This window comes from Azorhizophilus paspali, assembly GCF_043587585.2.
GTDB lineage: Bacteria > Pseudomonadota > Gammaproteobacteria > Pseudomonadales > Pseudomonadaceae > Azotobacter > Azotobacter paspali.
The window spans coordinates 348,637-364,987 of sequence record NZ_CP171449.1 but is presented as its reverse complement, the minus strand read 5'-3'; the positions used below and the strand labels follow the sequence as shown (position 1 = coordinate 364,987).

General features: G+C 65.7%; 14 protein-coding genes and 4 pseudogenes. 13 read left to right on the top strand and 5 right to left on the bottom strand.

Annotated features, from left to right (window positions below; translation table 11 throughout):
* Positions 1 to 86 precede the first annotated feature (86 nt).
* Both ACGI6K_RS01905 and ACGI6K_RS01900 read left to right on the top strand, forming a co-directional pair.
* Complete coding sequence (locus tag ACGI6K_RS01905; RefSeq protein ID WP_376945333.1) at positions 87 to 491, top strand: YkgJ family cysteine cluster protein; 405 nt, start codon at positions 87 to 89, stop codon at positions 489 to 491.
* Between the two features lie 123 nt (positions 492 to 614).
* Positions 615 to 842: pseudogene (locus ACGI6K_RS01900) on the top strand (hypothetical protein); the annotation flags it as partial.
* Here ACGI6K_RS01900 and ACGI6K_RS01895 read toward each other — a convergent pair.
* A complete protein-coding gene (locus ACGI6K_RS01895) occupies positions 824 to 1,153 on the bottom strand; it encodes a choice-of-anchor I domain-containing protein (protein ID WP_376945335.1) in 330 nt (109 codons plus the stop codon). The pseudogene ACGI6K_RS01900 and the gene ACGI6K_RS01895 sit on opposite strands and share 19 nt — an antisense overlap.
* A 436-nt stretch (positions 1,154 to 1,589) precedes the next feature.
* Here ACGI6K_RS01895 and ACGI6K_RS01890 point away from each other — a divergent pair, with 436 nt between their 5' ends.
* The 11 genes and pseudogenes from ACGI6K_RS01890 to ACGI6K_RS01840 all read left to right on the top strand — a co-directional run bounded on the left by ACGI6K_RS01890 (position 1,590) and on the right by ACGI6K_RS01840 (position 10,500).
* Positions 1,590 to 1,907, top strand: a complete 318-nt coding sequence (locus ACGI6K_RS01890) for a hypothetical protein (RefSeq protein WP_376945337.1) — start codon at positions 1,590 to 1,592, stop codon at positions 1,905 to 1,907.
* A 242-nt stretch (positions 1,908 to 2,149) separates the two neighbouring features.
* Positions 2,150 to 2,425: pseudogene (locus ACGI6K_RS01885) on the top strand (aquaporin); the annotation flags it as partial.
* Positions 2,422 to 3,939, top strand: coding sequence for a glycerol kinase GlpK (gene glpK / locus ACGI6K_RS01880; protein ID WP_376945339.1), 1,518 nt, complete (start codon positions 2,422 to 2,424; stop codon positions 3,937 to 3,939). The pseudogene ACGI6K_RS01885 and the gene glpK, both read left to right, overlap by 4 nt.
* 84 nt (positions 3,940 to 4,023) lie before the next feature.
* Entirely contained in the window at positions 4,024 to 4,779 is a 756-nt protein-coding gene (locus ACGI6K_RS01875) for a DeoR/GlpR family DNA-binding transcription regulator (RefSeq protein ID WP_376945341.1), read from the top strand.
* 306 nt (positions 4,780 to 5,085) lie between these two features.
* On the top strand, positions 5,086 to 6,618 hold the full coding sequence (gene glpD / locus ACGI6K_RS01870; protein ID WP_376945343.1) for a glycerol-3-phosphate dehydrogenase: 1,533 nt from the start codon (positions 5,086 to 5,088) through the stop codon (positions 6,616 to 6,618).
* 44 nt (positions 6,619 to 6,662) lie between these two features.
* Positions 6,663 to 6,967, top strand: a pseudogene (locus ACGI6K_RS01865) (pyruvate kinase); the annotation flags it as partial.
* Between the two features lies 1 nt (position 6,968).
* Positions 6,969 to 7,569 (top strand): annotated as a pseudogene (locus ACGI6K_RS01860) (aldehyde dehydrogenase family protein); the annotation flags it as partial.
* A 46-nt stretch (positions 7,570 to 7,615) separates the two neighbouring features.
* Complete coding sequence (locus ACGI6K_RS01855; RefSeq protein WP_376945345.1) at positions 7,616 to 8,059, top strand: transposase; 444 nt, start codon at positions 7,616 to 7,618, stop codon at positions 8,057 to 8,059.
* A 182-nt stretch (positions 8,060 to 8,241) separates the two neighbouring features.
* Positions 8,242 to 9,021, top strand: coding sequence for a DeoR/GlpR family DNA-binding transcription regulator (locus tag ACGI6K_RS01850; protein WP_376945347.1), 780 nt, complete (start codon positions 8,242 to 8,244; stop codon positions 9,019 to 9,021).
* Positions 9,014 to 10,039 carry an oxidoreductase gene (locus tag ACGI6K_RS01845; protein ID WP_376945349.1) on the top strand — a complete coding sequence of 342 codons (1,026 nt, stop codon included), beginning with the start codon at positions 9,014 to 9,016 and terminating at the stop codon, positions 10,037 to 10,039. The genes ACGI6K_RS01850 and ACGI6K_RS01845 overlap by 8 nt, the downstream gene beginning before the upstream one ends.
* A complete protein-coding gene (locus ACGI6K_RS01840) occupies positions 10,036 to 10,500 on the top strand; it encodes a heme-degrading domain-containing protein (RefSeq protein ID WP_376945351.1) in 465 nt (154 codons plus the stop codon). The genes ACGI6K_RS01845 and ACGI6K_RS01840 overlap by 4 nt, the downstream gene beginning before the upstream one ends.
* A 45-nt stretch (positions 10,501 to 10,545) precedes the next feature.
* On the opposite strand, the gene fba is transcribed toward ACGI6K_RS01840, so the two are convergent.
* The 4 genes from fba to tkt all read right to left on the bottom strand — a co-directional run bounded on the left by fba (position 10,546) and on the right by tkt (position 16,193).
* Positions 10,546 to 11,610, bottom strand: coding sequence for a class II fructose-bisphosphate aldolase (gene fba, locus ACGI6K_RS01835; protein ID WP_012699241.1), 1,065 nt, complete (start codon positions 11,608 to 11,610; stop codon positions 10,546 to 10,548).
* Between the two features lie 225 nt (positions 11,611 to 11,835).
* Positions 11,836 to 12,996: a phosphoglycerate kinase gene (locus tag ACGI6K_RS01830; RefSeq protein ID WP_376945353.1), complete on the bottom strand. Its 1,161-nt coding sequence runs from the start codon at positions 12,994 to 12,996 to the stop codon at positions 11,836 to 11,838.
* Between the two features lie 32 nt (positions 12,997 to 13,028).
* A complete protein-coding gene (gene epd, locus ACGI6K_RS01825; protein ID WP_376945355.1) occupies positions 13,029 to 14,075 on the bottom strand; it encodes an erythrose-4-phosphate dehydrogenase in 1,047 nt (348 codons plus the stop codon).
* Between the two features lie 120 nt (positions 14,076 to 14,195).
* Positions 14,196 to 16,193, bottom strand: a complete 1,998-nt coding sequence (gene tkt, locus ACGI6K_RS01820; RefSeq protein ID WP_376945357.1) for a transketolase — start codon at positions 16,191 to 16,193, stop codon at positions 14,196 to 14,198.
* Between the last annotated feature and the right edge of the window lie 158 nt (positions 16,194 to 16,351).

The following is a 16,351-nucleotide window of genomic DNA, read 5'->3' as shown; positions in this document are numbered from 1 at the left end:
ACAAAGCGGGCGAAGCCGCCAGGCGGATGCGCCGACGAGCGGATTTATCGCTATCATCGCGCGCCCTCCACCACTGCCGCCCACCGATGAAGAAGCCGCCGATCCTCGCCGCCGCCGACCCCGAGCGCCTGGAAACCTGGGTCAAGTACCGCCAGAGCCTGTGCCAGGACTGTCGGGCCACCTGCTGCAGCCTGCCGGTGGAAGTACGCCTTCCCGACCTGATCCGCCTGGGCCTGGCCGACGCCTTCGAGCAGGGCGAGCCATCTAAGCAGGTCGCCCGTCGGCTGATGAAGGCCGGCAGCGTCGAGCACTTCAACCACAAGCGGGAAGTATTCACCCTCGCCCGCCGCAGCAACGGCGACTGCCTCTACCTGGATCAGCGCAGCCGCCTGTGCACCTGCTACGCGCAGCGACCAGACACCTGCCGCAACCACCCGACCATCGGCCCCAGGCCGGGCCATTGCGCCTGGCGGCCGAAGCAACCGGGCTGATTTCAGAAGAAGAAGGCCGACCTGCTCGCGACGATGCCCTCCACGGGACCGGCACGGCTGCCGTCGAGCGGCCGATGATCCTGGCTCCAGGCCGGAGAGTCCCGCCCGTCGACGCTGTGGATAGTCCTGAAATACGGTCAGGAAGCTGCGGCGCATACCGGCCAGCTTCATGCCGGGTTGGCCAGAACGGGCGGATTGATAGGCCGTTACGATCAGATGATCGCGGGCCATGCTCGATCCCAAGACCTGATTGTCGTCACCAACAACCGCAGCGAATTCGACTGTGTGCCCGGTTTGCGAGTTGAGGACTGGGTCGCCACCGGTGTTGGTCACTACGTCACGACAAAGTAGCGGCCTCCATTGATCGATAAGCGCCGCTTCTCGACGAACACCGCTTTGCCCGGATCGGTCTTGGTGCGCGCCTCCACTGCCGCCGCGATCAGGTCGCCATGCACCGCCACGCTGTTCACCACCGAACCGTAGGCCGACAGGCCGATGCTGAACAGCAGCGCCGGCGTCGCCGGGTCGCGGATGTCCAGCATTTCCACCCGAGCGCTGGCGGTATTGACCACGAACAGGCGCTGGCTGGACGGATCGTGAGCGACGATCTCGGCCGCCGCCTGATCGAACAGCCCGCTGTGGAAACTGCCCAGCGGCGACAATTCGAGGCCGAACGGCGGCTGGCCCCGGCGAGCGCCGCTCCGACCAGCCCGAGCGCCAGCAGCGCGGCGGCAAGCGTTTTCGACTTCATGTACCGCTCCCTGTATGGACGGAGGCCGCAGCATGGGGCGAAGAAGTTGCCGGCGCAGACAGGCGACGGGCGGCGGCCGGGGTGCCCCAAGGTTGCATCGGCCAACTTCCCACAGCTTCCACTCGTCATATTGCGTGTGAACCTTCAACGACAACGGTAGCGATGCCTTAAAAGTAGGCCATAATATTTCGTGAAAATTTCGTGAAAAAAAATGAAGTCTTTTTATCCATACTGCACGGCAATGCCTTGCCATACGGCTATTCCGGCAGCCAAGGCGGTGGAGTGCCCACCCGAAAACCACCCGACCTGCCGGGAGCCATGATCGCGCGCGAGGCTGGAGCAAGAAAATGGACGACAAGAACGACCTGGCCGCCCTGCTGACCGACCACCAAGCCCCCCGGACCAGGCGAGGCGCGACGGCGGAACTGGCGGCGGAGGTTTATCAGCTCTACCGGCTCACCAATCTGGTCGATCGGCTGGAAGAAACCTTCGGTCCGACACTCCTGACCCGGGAGGAACTCCTGCCGTGGCTGGCCGAGCAGATCGAGCGAATCCGCATCTCCGGCATCACGGACTGCGACCTCGCGAGCGATCTGATCGACGAGGCCTACCAGGCAAGGCTGAAGATCGGTAGCGCGCGCTTTTTCGAGCGCTATTTTCGGTGACGGGAACCTCGCCCTTTCCCAGCAACGATTCGCGCTTCTGCACAACGGACGAGGGAACCACTGATCTCGCCGTGGACTCAGCAGAGCCACATTGGAAAGAGGGCGAGGCTCGCACCAATGCAGCGGAACGTCCGTATCGAGCAGCAATACGCCATCCACATTCGGATGGCAGTACCGCGCAATCCGTGGAGAGCGCATCCGCCATTCCCTGAGGCGCCCCGAAAGGCATCCGATCGCGGGTCTTGACCGGCTTCGCCATGAATCCGGCCCGCGATCTCGGCCCCAGGTTGATGGCTTTCCTGGCCGGATGGGGCGATATCGCCTTGAGCGGCGGACGCGAAGTACCCTATTTCCTCGTCCCCCTGAGCGCGCCACTGCTCGGTGCCTGCCTGGGCACGGCGGGCTACCGCGGGCTGATCGCCTGCCACCTGCCCGGCCGCGCCGGACCGGAAGACGCCGCCTCGCCGGCCTGCAAGGCCCGAGTCCGATCCCTCCACTTCAGAAGGCCACCGTCATGACCCAGACCAACAACAAGCGCTACATCGTCGCCCTGGACCAAGGCACCACCAGTTGCCGGGCCATCGTGCTCGATTGCGACGCCAACGTCGTCAGCGTGGCTCAGCACGAGTTCACTCAGATCTATCCGCGGTCGGGCTGGGTCGAGCACGATCCCATGGAGATCTGGGCCACGCAGAGCGCCACCCTGGTGGAAGCCTTGGCCCAGGCGGGCATCGAGCACCGGCAGGTGGCCGCCATCGGCATCACCAACCAGCGCGAAACCACGGTGATCTGGGACAAACGGAGCGGCCGGCCGATCCATAACGCCATTGTCTGGCAATGCCGACGCAGTGCCGCGATCTGCGAGGAACTCAAACGCGACGGTCTGGAGGAACATGTTAGGGAACATACCGGCCTGGTCATCGATCCCTATTTCTCCGCAACCAAAATTAAATGGATCCTCGACCACGTCGAGGGCAGCCGCGAGCGTGCGCGGCGCGGCGAATTGCTGTTCGGCACCATCGACTCCTGGCTGATCTGGAAGATGACCCAGGGCCGGGTGCACGTCACCGACTTCACCAACGCCGCGCGCACCATGCTCTTCGACATCCACGCGCTGGACTGGGATACGCGCCTGCTCAAGGCCCTCGACATCCCGCGCGAGATGCTGCCGCAGGTAAGGTCGTCCTCCGAGGTCTACGGCCATGCCTGCATCGCCGGCGGCGACGAGGACGACGGCATCCCGATCGCCGGCATCGCCGGGGACCAGCAGGCCGCGCTCTTCGGCCACATGTGCGTGGAGCCCGGCCAGGGCAAGAACACCTACGGCACCGGCTGCTTCCTACTGATGAACACTGGCGCCAAGGCCGTGCGCTCGGGCCACGGGCTGCTTACCACCATCGCCTGCGGGCCGCGCGGGGAAGTCGCCTACGCGTTGGAAGGGGCGATCTTCAATGCCGGCTCCACGGTGCAATGGCTGCGCGACGAGCTCAAGCTAATCAACGATTCGTTCGATTCCGAATATTTCGCTACCAAGGTCAAGGACAGCAACGGCGTCTACCTGGTACCGGCCTTCACCGGCCTGGGTGCCCCCTACTGGGACCCCTACGCACGCGGCGCGGTGTTCGGCCTGACCCGCGGCGTGAAAGCCGACCACCTGATCCGCGCCGCGCTCGAATCCATCGCCTACCAAACCTGCGACGTGCTCGACGCCATGCAGCGGGACGCTGGCGAGCGTCTCAAGGCGTTGCGCGTGGATGGCGGCGCGGTGAGCAACAACTTCCTCATGCAGTTCCAGGCCGATCTGCTCGGCACGCCGGTCGAGCGTCCGGCAGTGAAGGAAGTCACCGCACTCGGCGCCGCCTACCTGGCAGGCCTGGCCACCGGCTTCTGGAGCAGCCTCGACGAACTGCGCGACAAGGCGCGGATCGAGCGGGTGTTCGAGCCGGCCTGCTCTGAAGAGAAACGCCGCTCGCTGAGTGCCGGCTGGAAGAAGGCGGTGCTGCGCAGCCAGCGCTGGGCCGAGGACGACTAGCTCACCGCCGTAGCGGACGGGGGGACGTCCAGGCTGCGGCACTACCCGCTAGGGTATACTGCGGGCGCAAACAAGGAATGCCGCATGAGCCTAGCGCCCCGCCAACAGAACATCCTCGACCTGGTCCGCGAACGCGGCTACGTCAGCATCGAAGAGCTGGCTCACTCCTTCACCGTCACGCCGCAGACCATCCGCCGCGACATCAACCAGCTCGCCGAACAGGGGCTGCTGCGCCGCTATCACGGCGGGGCCGCCTACGACTCCAGCGTGGAGAACACCGCCTACGCCATGCGTGCCGGCCAGATGCACGACGAGAAACGGCGCATCGCCGAAGCCATCGCCGCGGTCGTGCCGGATCACGCCTCGCTGTTCATCAACATCGGCACCACCACCCAGGCGATCGCCCGCGCCCTGCTCGGCCATCAAGCGTTGAAGGTGATCACCAACGACCTGCACGTGGCCGGCATTCTCAGTACCAAGGAAAGCTTCGAGGTCCTGGTCGCCGGCGGTAAGGTGCGCAACGATGGCGGCATCGTCGGCCAGGCCACGGTGGATTTCATCCAGCAGTTCAAGGTCGACTACGCCCTGGTCGGCATCAGCGGCATCGACGAGGACGGCAGCCTGCTGGATTTCGACTTCCGCGAAGTGCGCGTCTCCCAGGCCATCCTCGACAACGCGCGTCAGGTGTTCCTTGCCGCCGATTCGAGCAAGTTCGGGCGCAACGCGATGGTCCGCCTCGGCGCCATTACCCAGGTCGACCGCCTTTTCACCGACGCCCAGCCAGCTTCGCGGCTGGTCCAACTGCTGGCCGAGCACAAGGTCAGGCTGGAAGTCGTCTGAACGCACCAGCCTCCGCCGAGGCAACGGACACCTCCTTCGCCCCTCTCTAATCTCGCCGGCGCGCGGGCGCTGAACCATCGCACCTGACACACGACCTCCCGTAGGCCGTCGCCCTGCTAGCCTCCGCCTGCTGCCTCTCTTGCCTCGGCACGCCCAGGCTTCGCCTTCTTGACCCGGTCGCCTCGTCATTCGGCTGCCACAATAAAGTTCGAAAACATTCACCTACAGGCGTAGTAGTGTTCGATTTGTTGCCATAGTATTTTCGAAAACGAAAATTCATTTTTCGCTTCAGCAAAGGTAATTCGCATGAGCCCTTCCAATTCCTCCAATACCGAGTTCTACGATATCGCCGTGATCGGTGGTGGTATCAACGGCGCAGGCATCGCCGCCGATGCCGCCGGCCGCGGTCTTTCGGTGTTTCTCTGCGAGCAGGACGATCTCGCCCGGCACACTTCCTCCGCCAGCAGCAAGCTGATCCATGGCGGCCTGCGCTACCTCGAACATTACGAATTCCGCCTGGTCCGCGAGGCACTGGCCGAACGCGAAGTCCTGCTGGCCAAGGCCCCGCACATCGTCAAGCCGCTGCGCTTCGTCCTGCCGCACCGGCCACACCTGCGCCCGGCCTGGATGATCCGTGCCGGCCTGTTCCTCTACGATCACCTGGGCAAGCGCAAGAAGCTGCCGGGCTCGCGCGGGTTGCGCTTCGGCGCCCGCAGCCCGCTCAAGGCAGAGATCGGCCGCGGCTTCGAATACTCCGACTGCTGGGTCGACGACGCCCGCCTGGTCGTACTCAACGCCATGGCCGCCCGCGAGCATGGCGCCCAGGTGCATACCCGTACCCGTTGCCTCTTTGCCAGCCGCCAGCGGGATCACTGGCACCTGCAACTGGAGCGCGCCGACGGCAGCGCCTTCTCGATCCGCGCCAAAGCACTGGTGAACGCGGCCGGCCCCTGGGTGGCGCGCTTCATCGAAACCGGCCTGCAGCAGAAGGCCCCCTACGGTATCCGCCTGATCCAGGGCAGCCACCTAGTCGTGCCGCGGCTGTACGAGGGCGAGCATGCGTACATTCTGCAGAACGAGGACCGCCGCATCGTCTTCGCCATCCCTTATCTGGAGCGCTTCACCCTGATCGGCACGACCGACCGCGAGTACCGGGACGACCCGGCGCAGGTACGGATCAGCGAGGAGGAGACCGACTACCTGCTCAAGGTGGTCAACCGACACTTCAAGCACCAACTGAGCCGGGACAGCATCCTGCACAGCTATTCAGGGGTGCGTCCGCTGTGTAACGACGAATCGGCCGACCCTTCGGCGGTGACCCGCGATTACACCCTGGCGCTGTCGGGCAGTCCGGGCGAGCCGCCGCTACTGTCGGTGTTCGGCGGCAAGCTCACCACTTATCGCAAACTGGCCGAGGCGGCCCTGGAGCAACTGGCGCCTTTCTTCCCACAGATGAAAGCGCGCTGGACCGCCGAAAAGCCGCTGCCGGGTGGCGAGCAAATGAGCGACAGCCGAACCCTGGCCGACCAATTGCGCCAACGTCATGCCTGGCTCGCTCCGGAACTCGCCCGGCGCTGGGCCACCACTTACGGCAGCAGAGCCTGGCGCCTGCTGGAAGACGTCAACGGCCCCGCCGATCTCGGCGAACACTTCGGCGCCACCCTGCATGCCCGCGAAGTGGACTACCTGTGCGCGCAGGAATGGGCGCGGGAAGCCGAGGACATCCTCTGGCGGCGCAGCAAGCTCGGTCTGTTCCTGAGCCTGGAAGAGCAGGAGCGGCTGCGCGCCTATTTGGATGCCACAACCCGACATCTCGAAGCCCATGTCCTGGCTTCCTGAGGCTTTTACGGGGAACATCGACAATCCCAAGAGGATGCAGACCAATGCAGCGCGGAACCAAGATCGTCGCCACCCTCGGCCCGGCCACCGAAACCCCGAAGCCATCGAAGGCCTGGTCAAGGCCGGGGTCGACGTGGTGCGTCTAAATTTCTCCCACAACAAGGCCGAGGAACACCAGGCCCGTGCCGCCCTGGTCCGCGAGATAGCCGCCAAATACGGGCGCTTCGTCGCCATCCTCGCCGACCTGCAGGGGCCGAAGATCCGCATTTCGCGCTTCGCCGACGGCAAGGTGCTGCTGGAGAAGGGCCAGACCTTCGCCCTCGACGCCGCCCTCGACAAGAATGCTGGCCGGGGTGATCAACGTTCATCTACGGGCGCGGCCGCGAGACCGTCAGAGCGCTGATGGAAACCGGCCAGATCGACGTGTTCGCCTTCATCGGCACCAATAAGGCCGCCAGCGACCTGAAGAAGCTGCACCCGCGCCCGCACCGCCTGCGCGCCGCGCTCGGCTTGGACGCCAAGAACCCCGGCATCGTCCTGCCGCAAGTGGACCTGGACAACGCGGTCAGCGAGGCGATTACCGGCGCGCTGTCGTTCAACGGCCAGCGCTGCACGGCGCTGAAGATCCTCTTCGTCCACGAACAGGTGGTCGATGCCTTCCTTGAGAAGTTCAACCAGAAACCCGCCGCGCTCAAGCCGGGCATGCCCTGGGAGCCGGGCGTGGCGCTGACCCCGCTGCCCGAACCGGGCAAGAGCGACTTCCTCGCCACCTTGGTGGCCGACGCCCAGGCCAAGGGCGCCAAGGTGGTCAACCCCGGCGGCGGCGAGGTGCGCGAGACCTTCTTTTACCCGGCGCTGCTCTACCCGGTGAGCGCGGACATGCGCGTCTACCAGGAGGAGCAGTTCGGCCCGCTGATCCCGGTGGTGCCTTACCGCAACCTGCAGACGCTGTCCGGCTAGCCAGATCCTGACACGGCAAGCGAGCGCCAGAAAAACCATGAACACGCGGGAACACCGGGTCCATGGAGCAGGCACCCGTGGCGGTTGCCCGTTGCGCGCGAGATGTACAAAGGCAGCCCAGGGCAGGCGCATCAAGCGCTATCCGGAGGATCAACGACGGGAAGCGCTTCGCATGGTGATGCAGCATCCGCAGGCCCGCCGCGCCTTCAGCCAGCGCAAGGCGATCGTCGAGCCGGTGTTCAGCAGCCTGCGTTGTCAGCAAAGATTGAATCGGTTTCGGCGGCGAGGGCTGGCAGCGGTCAGTCGAGCGTTTGCGTTGCGCGTGATGGCACATAACCTGTCGAGGGCCGTGGCCCTGTCGAAGGAGCGATCTGTGCTTATGCTCGCAGCCTTACGTGCCATGCGAACGCTCACGGCGCATTGGCGCCTACGTTCCTTGCTTCGCGCCAGCGCTTCAATCTCGATCATCTCGCAGGCTTGATAATGGGTTTTGCGACAGCCTCTAGAAGTACGGGGCTTTTTGCGCATTTCGGTAAGTCCGGCCAAGAAATCGACCCTTGCTTCGCGGCAGAATCACTTGAAAACACTTAACAAAACATTTGACCTGAGTGTTTTTGCCAAAATAAGCTTTCAATCACTTAAAAACACGCAGAATCACTTGAAATGAATGCCGTGACCCAGGAAGAGCGGCTCGCCGTCATCGCCAACCTGCTGGAGCGCCAGCAGCGCATCACTCTGGACGAGATCTGCCGGCACTTCGGCATTTCCCGCGACTCGGCACGGCGGGACCTGATCCGGCTGACCGAACAGCCCCGCTTCCAGCGCATCCGCGGCGGCGCCCGGCTGCTCACGCCGGCCAGCGAACCGCTGCCCTTCCAGCAGCGTCCGCGCAACGACGCCAAGGTCGCGCTCGCCAGGCGAACCCTGGAGATACTCCAGCCCGGCGCCAGCCTGTACCTGGACGCCGGCAGCACGCTGCTGGAGCTGGCCCGGCTGCTCGCCGCCCAGCCCCAGCCCTTCGCCCTGGTCAGCGCCGCGCTGGATGCCTTGCAGTTGCTGAGCCACAACCCGGCGCTCGGCCTCCATGCGCTGGGCGGGGAGTTCGATGCGCTGCAGCGCATGATGCTAGGGCCGGAAACCGAGCGGCAGCTCGGACAGTTCCGCCTGCGGCACGCCGTCCTAGGCATCTGCGCCCTGAGCGAGCACGGCCTCAGCGCCCCGATGGCCAGCGAAGCCGCCCTGAAACGCCGGGCGATCGCCCAGTCCGAACAATTGATCGCGGTCGGCTGCGCCGACAAGTTCGACACCCAGCAGTTGCACCAGGTCTGCGAACTGGCCCGGCTGGACCTGCTGATCTGCGATGCGCTGCCCGACGGGCCGTTGCGCCGGGCGCTCGTCGACCTTGAGATTCCGATCCTCACCCTGGAGGCTCCCATTGATTAAGACCGCCGTGATCGGCTACGGGCTCTCGGCCCGCATCTTCCACCTGCCCTTCATCCACAACCAGCCGGAGCTGCGGCTGGTGGCCATCAGCAGCGGCCAGGAACAACTGCGCCAGGACTACCCGCAGTTGCAGCACTACTCCGACGGCAGCGAGCTGATCGCCCGCAGCGACGCCGAACTGGTGGTCATCACCTCACCGAATCACAGCCACTATCCGCTGGCCCGGCAGGCCCTGCTAGCCGGCAAGGACGTACTGGTGGAAAAGCCCTTCGTGGTGACGGCCGAAGAAGGCGAGGAACTGCTGGCCCTGGCTGCCCGCCAGCAGCGACTCCTGGCGATCTACCACAACCGCCGCTTCGATGGCGACTTCCTGACCCTGCAGCAGTTGCTGCGCGACGGCCGGTTGGGCGAGATCCGCTATTTCGAATCCCACTTCGACCGTTTCCGCCCGATTCCGCGCGCCCGCTGGCGCGAGCAGGCCGTCCTGGGCGGTGGCATTCTCTACGACCTCGGCCCCCATCTGATCGACCAGGCGCTGGTGCTGTTCGGCCCCCCCGAAGCCGTCACCGCCCTCTGTCGCCAGTTGCGCGACGGTGCCGAGGCCACCGACTACTTCCATCTGCAGTTGCACTATCCGGACAAGGAGGTGGTGCTGCACTCGAGTCCGTTCTGCGCCGCCCCTACCCCGCGTTTCGTGCTGCAGGGCACCCTGGGCAGCTACCACAAGTACGGGCTCGATCCGCAGGAGGACGCGCTGCGCGCTGGCACGACGCCGGGTGGCCCGGACTGGGGGCTGGAGCCGGAGAGCCGGCACGGCCGCCTGTATACGGAGCGGGAAACCCGCACGCTGCCGACCCTGGCCGGCGACTATCAACTGTTCTACCGGCATCTGGCGCAGGCCCTGCAGAAACGCCTGCCACCGCCGGTGACGCCCGTCGACGCCCTGCTGGGTATCCGCCTGATCGAGCTGGCCTACCGTAGCCACGAACAGGGCCGCACGCTGGAGGTACACCGATGAGCCCGTCCGAACTGCTGGAGCAGGAGGCGCGACTGCGCCTGCCCGCCTTCGACCTGGCCGACGCCTGGCAACTGGGCCTGCACCTGCAGCGGCTCGCAAGCGCCGCCCAAGCCCCGGCCGTGCTGGAGATTTACGCCTACGGCCGCACCGTCTTCGGCGCCGCCCTGCCCGGCTCCAGTGCCGACAACCATGATTGGGTCAGGCGCAAGCGTAATGCGGTACTGCGTTTCGGACACAGTTCGATGTATCTAGGGGAGTACAACCGCGGCAAGGGGCGGGAATTCGAAACCCAGCCGCATATCGACGCGCGCGAGTACGCGGCCCACGGCGGCAGCTTCCCGCTGCGCCTGGTCAACGGGGAACTGGTCGGCGCCCTGACCCTGTCCGGCCTGCCGCAGTGGGACGACCACCGGCTGGCGGTCGAGGCGTTGCAGGCCTGGCTGCGGGAAGACCGGCCCTGAAACACGAGGCCCGCGCGAAGCGGGCCTCATGGAACAGGTCGGGGCTCAGTTGACCTTGGCGGCCAATTCGCCCTTGGCGTAGCGCTGGAACATGGCTTCCAGGGAGAGCGGCTTGATCTTCGAGGCGTGGCCGGCTGTGCCGAAGGCCTCGTAGCGGGCGATGCAGATGTCGCGCATGGCCTCGACGGTCTTGGCCAGGTACTTGCGCGGATCGAACTCGCTGGGGCTCTGGCCCATGAAGCGGCGGATCGCGCCGGTGGAAGCCAAGCGCAGGTCGGTGTCGATGTTGACCTTGCGCACCCCGTACTTGATGCCCTCGACGATTTCCTCGACCGGCACGCCGTAGGTTTCCTTGATGTCGCCGCCGTATTCGTTGATCACCTTCAGCCAGTCCTGCGGAACCGAGCTGGAGCCGTGCATCACCAGGTGGGTGTCGGGGATGCGCTTGTGGATTTCCTTGATGCGGTCGATGGCGAGGATGTCGCCGGTCGGCGGCTTGGTGAACTTGTAGGCGCCGTGGCTGGTACCGATGGCGATGGCCAGGGCGTCGACCTGGGTTTCCTTGACGAAGCGCGCGGCCTCTTCCGGGTCGGTGAGCATCTGGCTATGGTCCAGGGTGCCTTCGGCGCCGACGCCGTCTTCCTCTCCGGCCTGGCCGGTTTCCAGGCTGCCCAGGCAGCCCAGCTCGCCCTCCACGGAAACGCCGCAGGCATGGGCGAAGGCCACGGTTTGCCGGGTCACGCGCACGTTGTAGTCGTAGTCGGCCGGGGTCTTGCCGTCTTCCTTCAGCGAGCCGTCCATCATCACCGAGGAAAAGCCGAGCTGGATCGAGCGCTGGCAGACGTCGGGGCTGGTGCCATGGTCCTGGTGCATGCACACCGGGATGTGCGGGAACTCCTCGATGGCGGCGAGGATCAGGTGGCGCAAAAAGGGCGCACCGGCGTATTTGCGAGCGCCGGCGGAAGCCTGGACGATCACCGGCGAGTCGGTCTTGTCGGCCGCTTCCATGATGGCGCGCATCTGCTCGAGGTTGTTGACGTTGAAGGCCGGCACGCCGTAGCCGAATTCGGCGGCGTGGTCCAGCAGCTGACGCATGCTGATAAGTGCCATCTTTGTACTCCCTATAATGATCGTTCGATCGCTGTCCGTACCGCCGACGGCGGCCCGGGCTCAAGCCTGAATCCCTCTCCCGCGCGGGCAGAGGGGAGAACATGAGCGTTCCCACGCTCCCGCGTGGGAACGCCTCCCCCGGACGCTCCGGCGTCCATGCAGGGACGCCGGACATCCCGGGCATGGCGCCCACGCCGGAGCGCGGGAGCCATCGAGATACGGGTATTACCTGGCGCGCTCTTCCAGCACCGCCACGGCCGGCAGCACCTTGCCCTCGACGAATTCGAGGAAGGCGCCCCCACCGGTGGAAATGTAGGAGATTTTCTCGCCCACACCGTACTTGTCGATGGCCGCCAGGGTATCGCCGCCACCGGCGATGGAGAAAGCCGGGCTCGCCGCGATGGCCTCGGCCAGAACCTTGGTGCCGTTGCCGAACTGGTCGAACTCGAACACGCCGACCGGGCCGTTCCACAGGATGGTCCGGGAAGATTTCAGCAGTTCGGCGAACTGCGCGGCGGTCTGCGGGCCGATATCGAGGATCATGTCGTCGTCAGCCACCTCGTCGATGGCCTTGACGGTGGCTTCGGCGGACTCGGCGAACGCCTTGGCGACCACCACGTCCACCGGCAGCGGCACGCTGACCTTGGCGGCGATGGCCTTGGCGGTGTCGACCAGATCAGCCTCGTAGAGCGACTTGCCGACCTTGTACCCGGCCGCGGCGAGAAAGGTGTTGGCGATGCCGCCACCGACGATCAACTGGTCGCAGACCTGACTCAGGGAGTTGAGCACGTCGAGCTTGGTGGACACCTTGGAACCGGCGACGATGGCGGCCATCGGCCGCTGCGGGTCGTCCAGCGCCTTGCCCAGCGCCTCCAACTCGGCGGCTAGCAGGGGACCGGCGCAGGCGACCTTGGCGAACCTGGCGACGCCGTGGGTCGAAGCCTCGGCGCGGTGGGCGGTGCCGAAGGCGTCCATGACGAACACATCGCAGAGCGCGGCGTACTTCTGCGCCAGCTCGTCGGCGTTCTTCTTCTCGCCCTTGTTGAAACGCACGTTCTCGAACAGCACCACCTGGCCCGGCTCGACCTTCACCCCGTCCAGGTATTGCCCGAGCAGCGGCACCTCGCGACCTAGGGCTCCGGACAGGTAGTCGGCGACCGGCTTCAGGCTGTTCTCCTCGGAATATTCGCCCTCGGTCGGGCGGCCCAGGTGCGAGCAGACCATCACCGCCGCGCCCTTTTCCAGCGCCAGCCTGATGGTCGGCAGCGAAGCGAGGATGCGGGCGTCGCTCTTCACCACACCGTCCTTCACCGGCACGTTGAGGTCTTCGCGGATGAGTACGCGCTTACCCTTGAGGTCGAGGTCGGTCATCTTCAACACGGTCATGCGATCGGTCCTTTTCCCGGAGGCAGAAAGTTCTATCGTCGTGCAGCGGCGACGCCCAGCCAGTGACCGGCGACATCGAGCATGCGGTTGGCGAAACCCCACTCGTTGTCGAACCAGGCCAGCAGGTTGACCAGCCGGGGGCCGGAAACGCGGGTCTGGCTGCCATCGACGATGGCCGAATGGGGGTCGTGATTGAAATCGCAACTGGCGTGCGGCAATTCGGTGTAGTCCAGCAATCCCTTGAGCGGCCCCTGCCCGGCAGCCTGACGCAGCACGCGGTTGACCTCCTCGGCCGAGGTATCGCGAGCGGTCTGCAGGGTGATGTCGAGGCAAGAGACGTTGAGCGTCGGCACCCGCACGGCTTTGGCCTGAATGCGCCCGGAAAGTTCCGGAAGCAGGCGCTCGATGCCACGAGCCAGGCCGGTCGACACCGGGATCACCGACTGGAAGGCCGAGCGCGTGCGGCGCAGATCCTCGTGGTGATAGGCGTCGATGACCGGCTGGTCGTTCATCGCCGAGTGGATGGTGGTGATCGACACGTATTCCAGGCCGATCGCCTCGTTCAGCGATTTCAGCAGCGGCACGCTGCAATTGGTGGTGCAGGAGGCGTTGGAAACCAGCCTTTCGTCGCCCGTGAGGCGCTGCTGGTTGATCCCGTAGACGATAGTGGCGTCGACGTCGTGCTCGCTGGCCATCGGCTGGGAGAACAGCACCCGCGGCGCCCCGGCGCGCAGGAAGCGCTCGCCGTCGGCACGGCTGTGATAGACGCCCGAACACTCCAGCACCAGGTCGATGCCGAGAGAACGCCAGTCGACGGCTTCCGGGGTCAATGCGCGCAGCACCCGCAGGCTGTCGCCGTTCAGGCACAGCCGGTCGCCCTCGACCCGCACCTCGCCGGGGAAGCGCCCGTGGGTGGAGTCGAAACGGGTCAGGTATTCGATGCTCGCCTGGTCGGCCAAGTCGTTGAGCGCGACGATGCGGAACGCCGAAGAAGCGCCCCGTTCATAGTGGGCGCGCAAAACGCAGCGGCCGATGCGGCCATAGCCGTTGAGAGCGACGCGGTAGGGAGGATTGGGCATGACAGGTCTCGGAGGTAGACGATTCGCACCCCCTTCCCCGCCGGGAAGAGGGCCGGAGAAAGGCGGCGCCGGCCAGGCTCCCTCCCCCTCTCCCGCAGCGGGGAGAGGGAGGCCAGCGCATCAATCCCCGAGCAGTTCTCCGGCGTTGGCCAGCAGGTTGTCGAGGGTGAAGCCGAAATGCTCGAAGAGCGCGCCGGCCGGCGCGGACTCGCCGAAGCTGGTCATGCCGACGATGCGTCCGGCCAGCCCGACGTACTTGTACCAGAAGTCGGCGTGGGCGGCCTCGATGGCGATCCGCGCCCCGACCCCGGACGGCAGCACGGCCTGTTTCCAGGCGGCGTCCTGGCGATCGAACACGCTGGTCGAGGGCATGGAAACCACTCGCACCCGGCGCCCCTGCCCGCTCAGCGTCTCGTAGGCCTGCACCGCCAGGGTAAGCTCCGAACCGGTGGCGATGAGGATCAACTCCGGGGTGCCGGCACAATCGCGGAGTACGTAGCCGCCGCGAGCGATATCGGCCAGTTGCCGGGCATCGCGCGCCTGGTGCGGCAGGTTCTGGCGGCTGAACACCAGGGCGCTCGGGCCGTCCTGGCGCTCGATGGCGCATTTCCAGGCCACCGCCGACTCCACCGCGTCGCACGGGCGCCAGGTGTCGAGGTTCGGCGTACTGCGCAGGCTGGCCAGTTGCTCGACCGGCTGGTGGGTCGGGCCGTCCTCGCCGAGGCCGATGGAGTCGTGGGTGTAGACGAACAGCACGCGCTGCTTCATCAGCGCGGCCATGCGCACGGCGTTGCAGGCGTACTCCATGAACACCAGGAAGGTGGCGCCGTAGGGAATGAAACCGCTGTGCAGGGCGATGCCGTTCATGATGGCGCTCATGCCGAACTCGCGCACGCCGTAATACAGGTAGTTGCCGGAGGCGTCGTCCGCCGCGAGCGCCTTGCAGCCCTTCCACAGGGTCAGGTTGGAGCCGGCCAGGTCCGCCGAGCCGCCGAAAAACTCCGGCAGCAGCGGGCCGAAGGCGTTCAGCGCGTTCTGGCTGGCCTTGCGGCTGGCGATGGTTTCCCCCTTGGCGGCGACTTCGGCGATGTATTCGCCGGCCTTCGCGGCGAAATCGGCGGGCAGTTCGCCACGGCTGCGGCGCAAAAATTCCGCGGCCAGTTCCGGGAACTCGGCCTGGTAGGCGGCGAAGCGCCGGTTCCATTCGGTCTCGCGGGCGGCGCCGGCGGCCCGGGCGTCCCAGCCGGCGTAGATCTCGGCGGGAATCTCGAACGGCGCGTGCTTCCAGCCCAGCACATCGCGGGTCAGGGCGACCTCCTCGGCCCCCAGCGCGGCGCCGTGGCAGGCTTCCTTGCCCTGCTTGTTCGGCGAACCGAAACCGATCACCGTCTTGCAGCAGATCAAAACCGGACGCTCGCTCTTGCGCGCGGTCTCGATCGCGGTTTTGATCTCGTCGGCGTCGTGGCCGTCGACATTGCGGATCACCAGCCAGCCGTAAGCCTCGAAACGCGCCGGGGTGTCGTCGGTGAACCAGCCCTCGACCTCGCCGTCGATGGAGATGCCGTTGTCGTCGTAGAAGGCGATCAGCTTGTTCAGCCCCAGGGTGCCGGCTAGCGAGCAGACTTCGTGGGAGATGCCTTCCATCAGGCAGCCGTCGCCGAGGAACACGTAGGTGTAATGATCGACGATGCGCTGTCCGGGCCGGTTGAACCGCGCGGCCAGCACCTTCTCCGCCACGGCCATGCCGACGGCGTTGGCCAGGCCCTGGCCGAGCGGGCCGGTAGTGGTCTCGACGCCGGGGGTATAGCCGTATTCGGGATGGCCAGGGGTGCGGCTGCCGAATTGGCGGAAGTTTTTCAGATCGTCGATCGAGAGATCGTAGCCGGTCAGATGCAGCAGCGAATAGACCAGCATCGAGCCATGGCCGTTGGAGAGCACGAAGCGGTCGCGGTCCGCCCATTGCGGATTGGCCGGGTTGTGCTTGAGATAATCGTGCCACAGCACTTCGGCGATATCCGCCATGCCCATGGGGGCGCCAGGATGGCCACTGTTGGCTTTCTGCACGGCATCCATACTCAAGGCACGAATAGCATTGGCTCGCTCACGACGGCTGGGCATCGCTAGATCTCCTGGGAGTCTCGAATCAAAAAGTCGGCCATTCTCGCCCAGCCGCAAGGGCAGCGGCAATCGCGAATGGTCGAAGTGGCGACAACCCGCCAGATTAGCAGCCGGCAACGCGGTAGCCCCCTTGCCCGCCGGCATTTCCGACCGGGTGC

Excerpts from the sequence above, each read along its gene's own strand:
- ACGI6K_RS01905 (WP_376945333.1), top strand. The coding sequence starts at position 87 with ATGAAGAAGCCGCCGATCCTCGCCGCCGCCGACCCCGAGCGCCTGGAA.
- ACGI6K_RS01890 (WP_376945337.1), top strand. The coding sequence starts at position 1,590 with ATGGACGACAAGAACGACCTGGCCGCCCTGCTGACCGACCACCAAGCC.
- glpK (WP_376945339.1), top strand. The coding sequence starts at position 2,422 with ATGACCCAGACCAACAACAAGCGCTACATCGTCGCCCTGGACCAAGGC.
- ACGI6K_RS01875 (WP_376945341.1), top strand. The coding sequence starts at position 4,024 with ATGAGCCTAGCGCCCCGCCAACAGAACATCCTCGACCTGGTCCGCGAA.
- glpD (WP_376945343.1), top strand. The coding sequence starts at position 5,086 with ATGAGCCCTTCCAATTCCTCCAATACCGAGTTCTACGATATCGCCGTG.
- ACGI6K_RS01855 (WP_376945345.1), top strand. The coding sequence starts at position 7,616 with ATGAACACGCGGGAACACCGGGTCCATGGAGCAGGCACCCGTGGCGGT.
- ACGI6K_RS01850 (WP_376945347.1), top strand. The coding sequence starts at position 8,242 with ATGAATGCCGTGACCCAGGAAGAGCGGCTCGCCGTCATCGCCAACCTG.
- ACGI6K_RS01840 (WP_376945351.1), top strand. The coding sequence starts at position 10,036 with ATGAGCCCGTCCGAACTGCTGGAGCAGGAGGCGCGACTGCGCCTGCCC.
- fba (WP_012699241.1), bottom strand. The coding sequence starts at position 11,610 with ATGGCACTTATCAGCATGCGTCAGCTGCTGGACCACGCCGCCGAATTC.
- ACGI6K_RS01830 (WP_376945353.1), bottom strand. The coding sequence starts at position 12,996 with ATGACCGTGTTGAAGATGACCGACCTCGACCTCAAGGGTAAGCGCGTA.
- epd (WP_376945355.1), bottom strand. The coding sequence starts at position 14,075 with ATGCCCAATCCTCCCTACCGCGTCGCTCTCAACGGCTATGGCCGCATC.
- tkt (WP_376945357.1), bottom strand. The coding sequence starts at position 16,193 with ATGCCCAGCCGTCGTGAGCGAGCCAATGCTATTCGTGCCTTGAGTATG.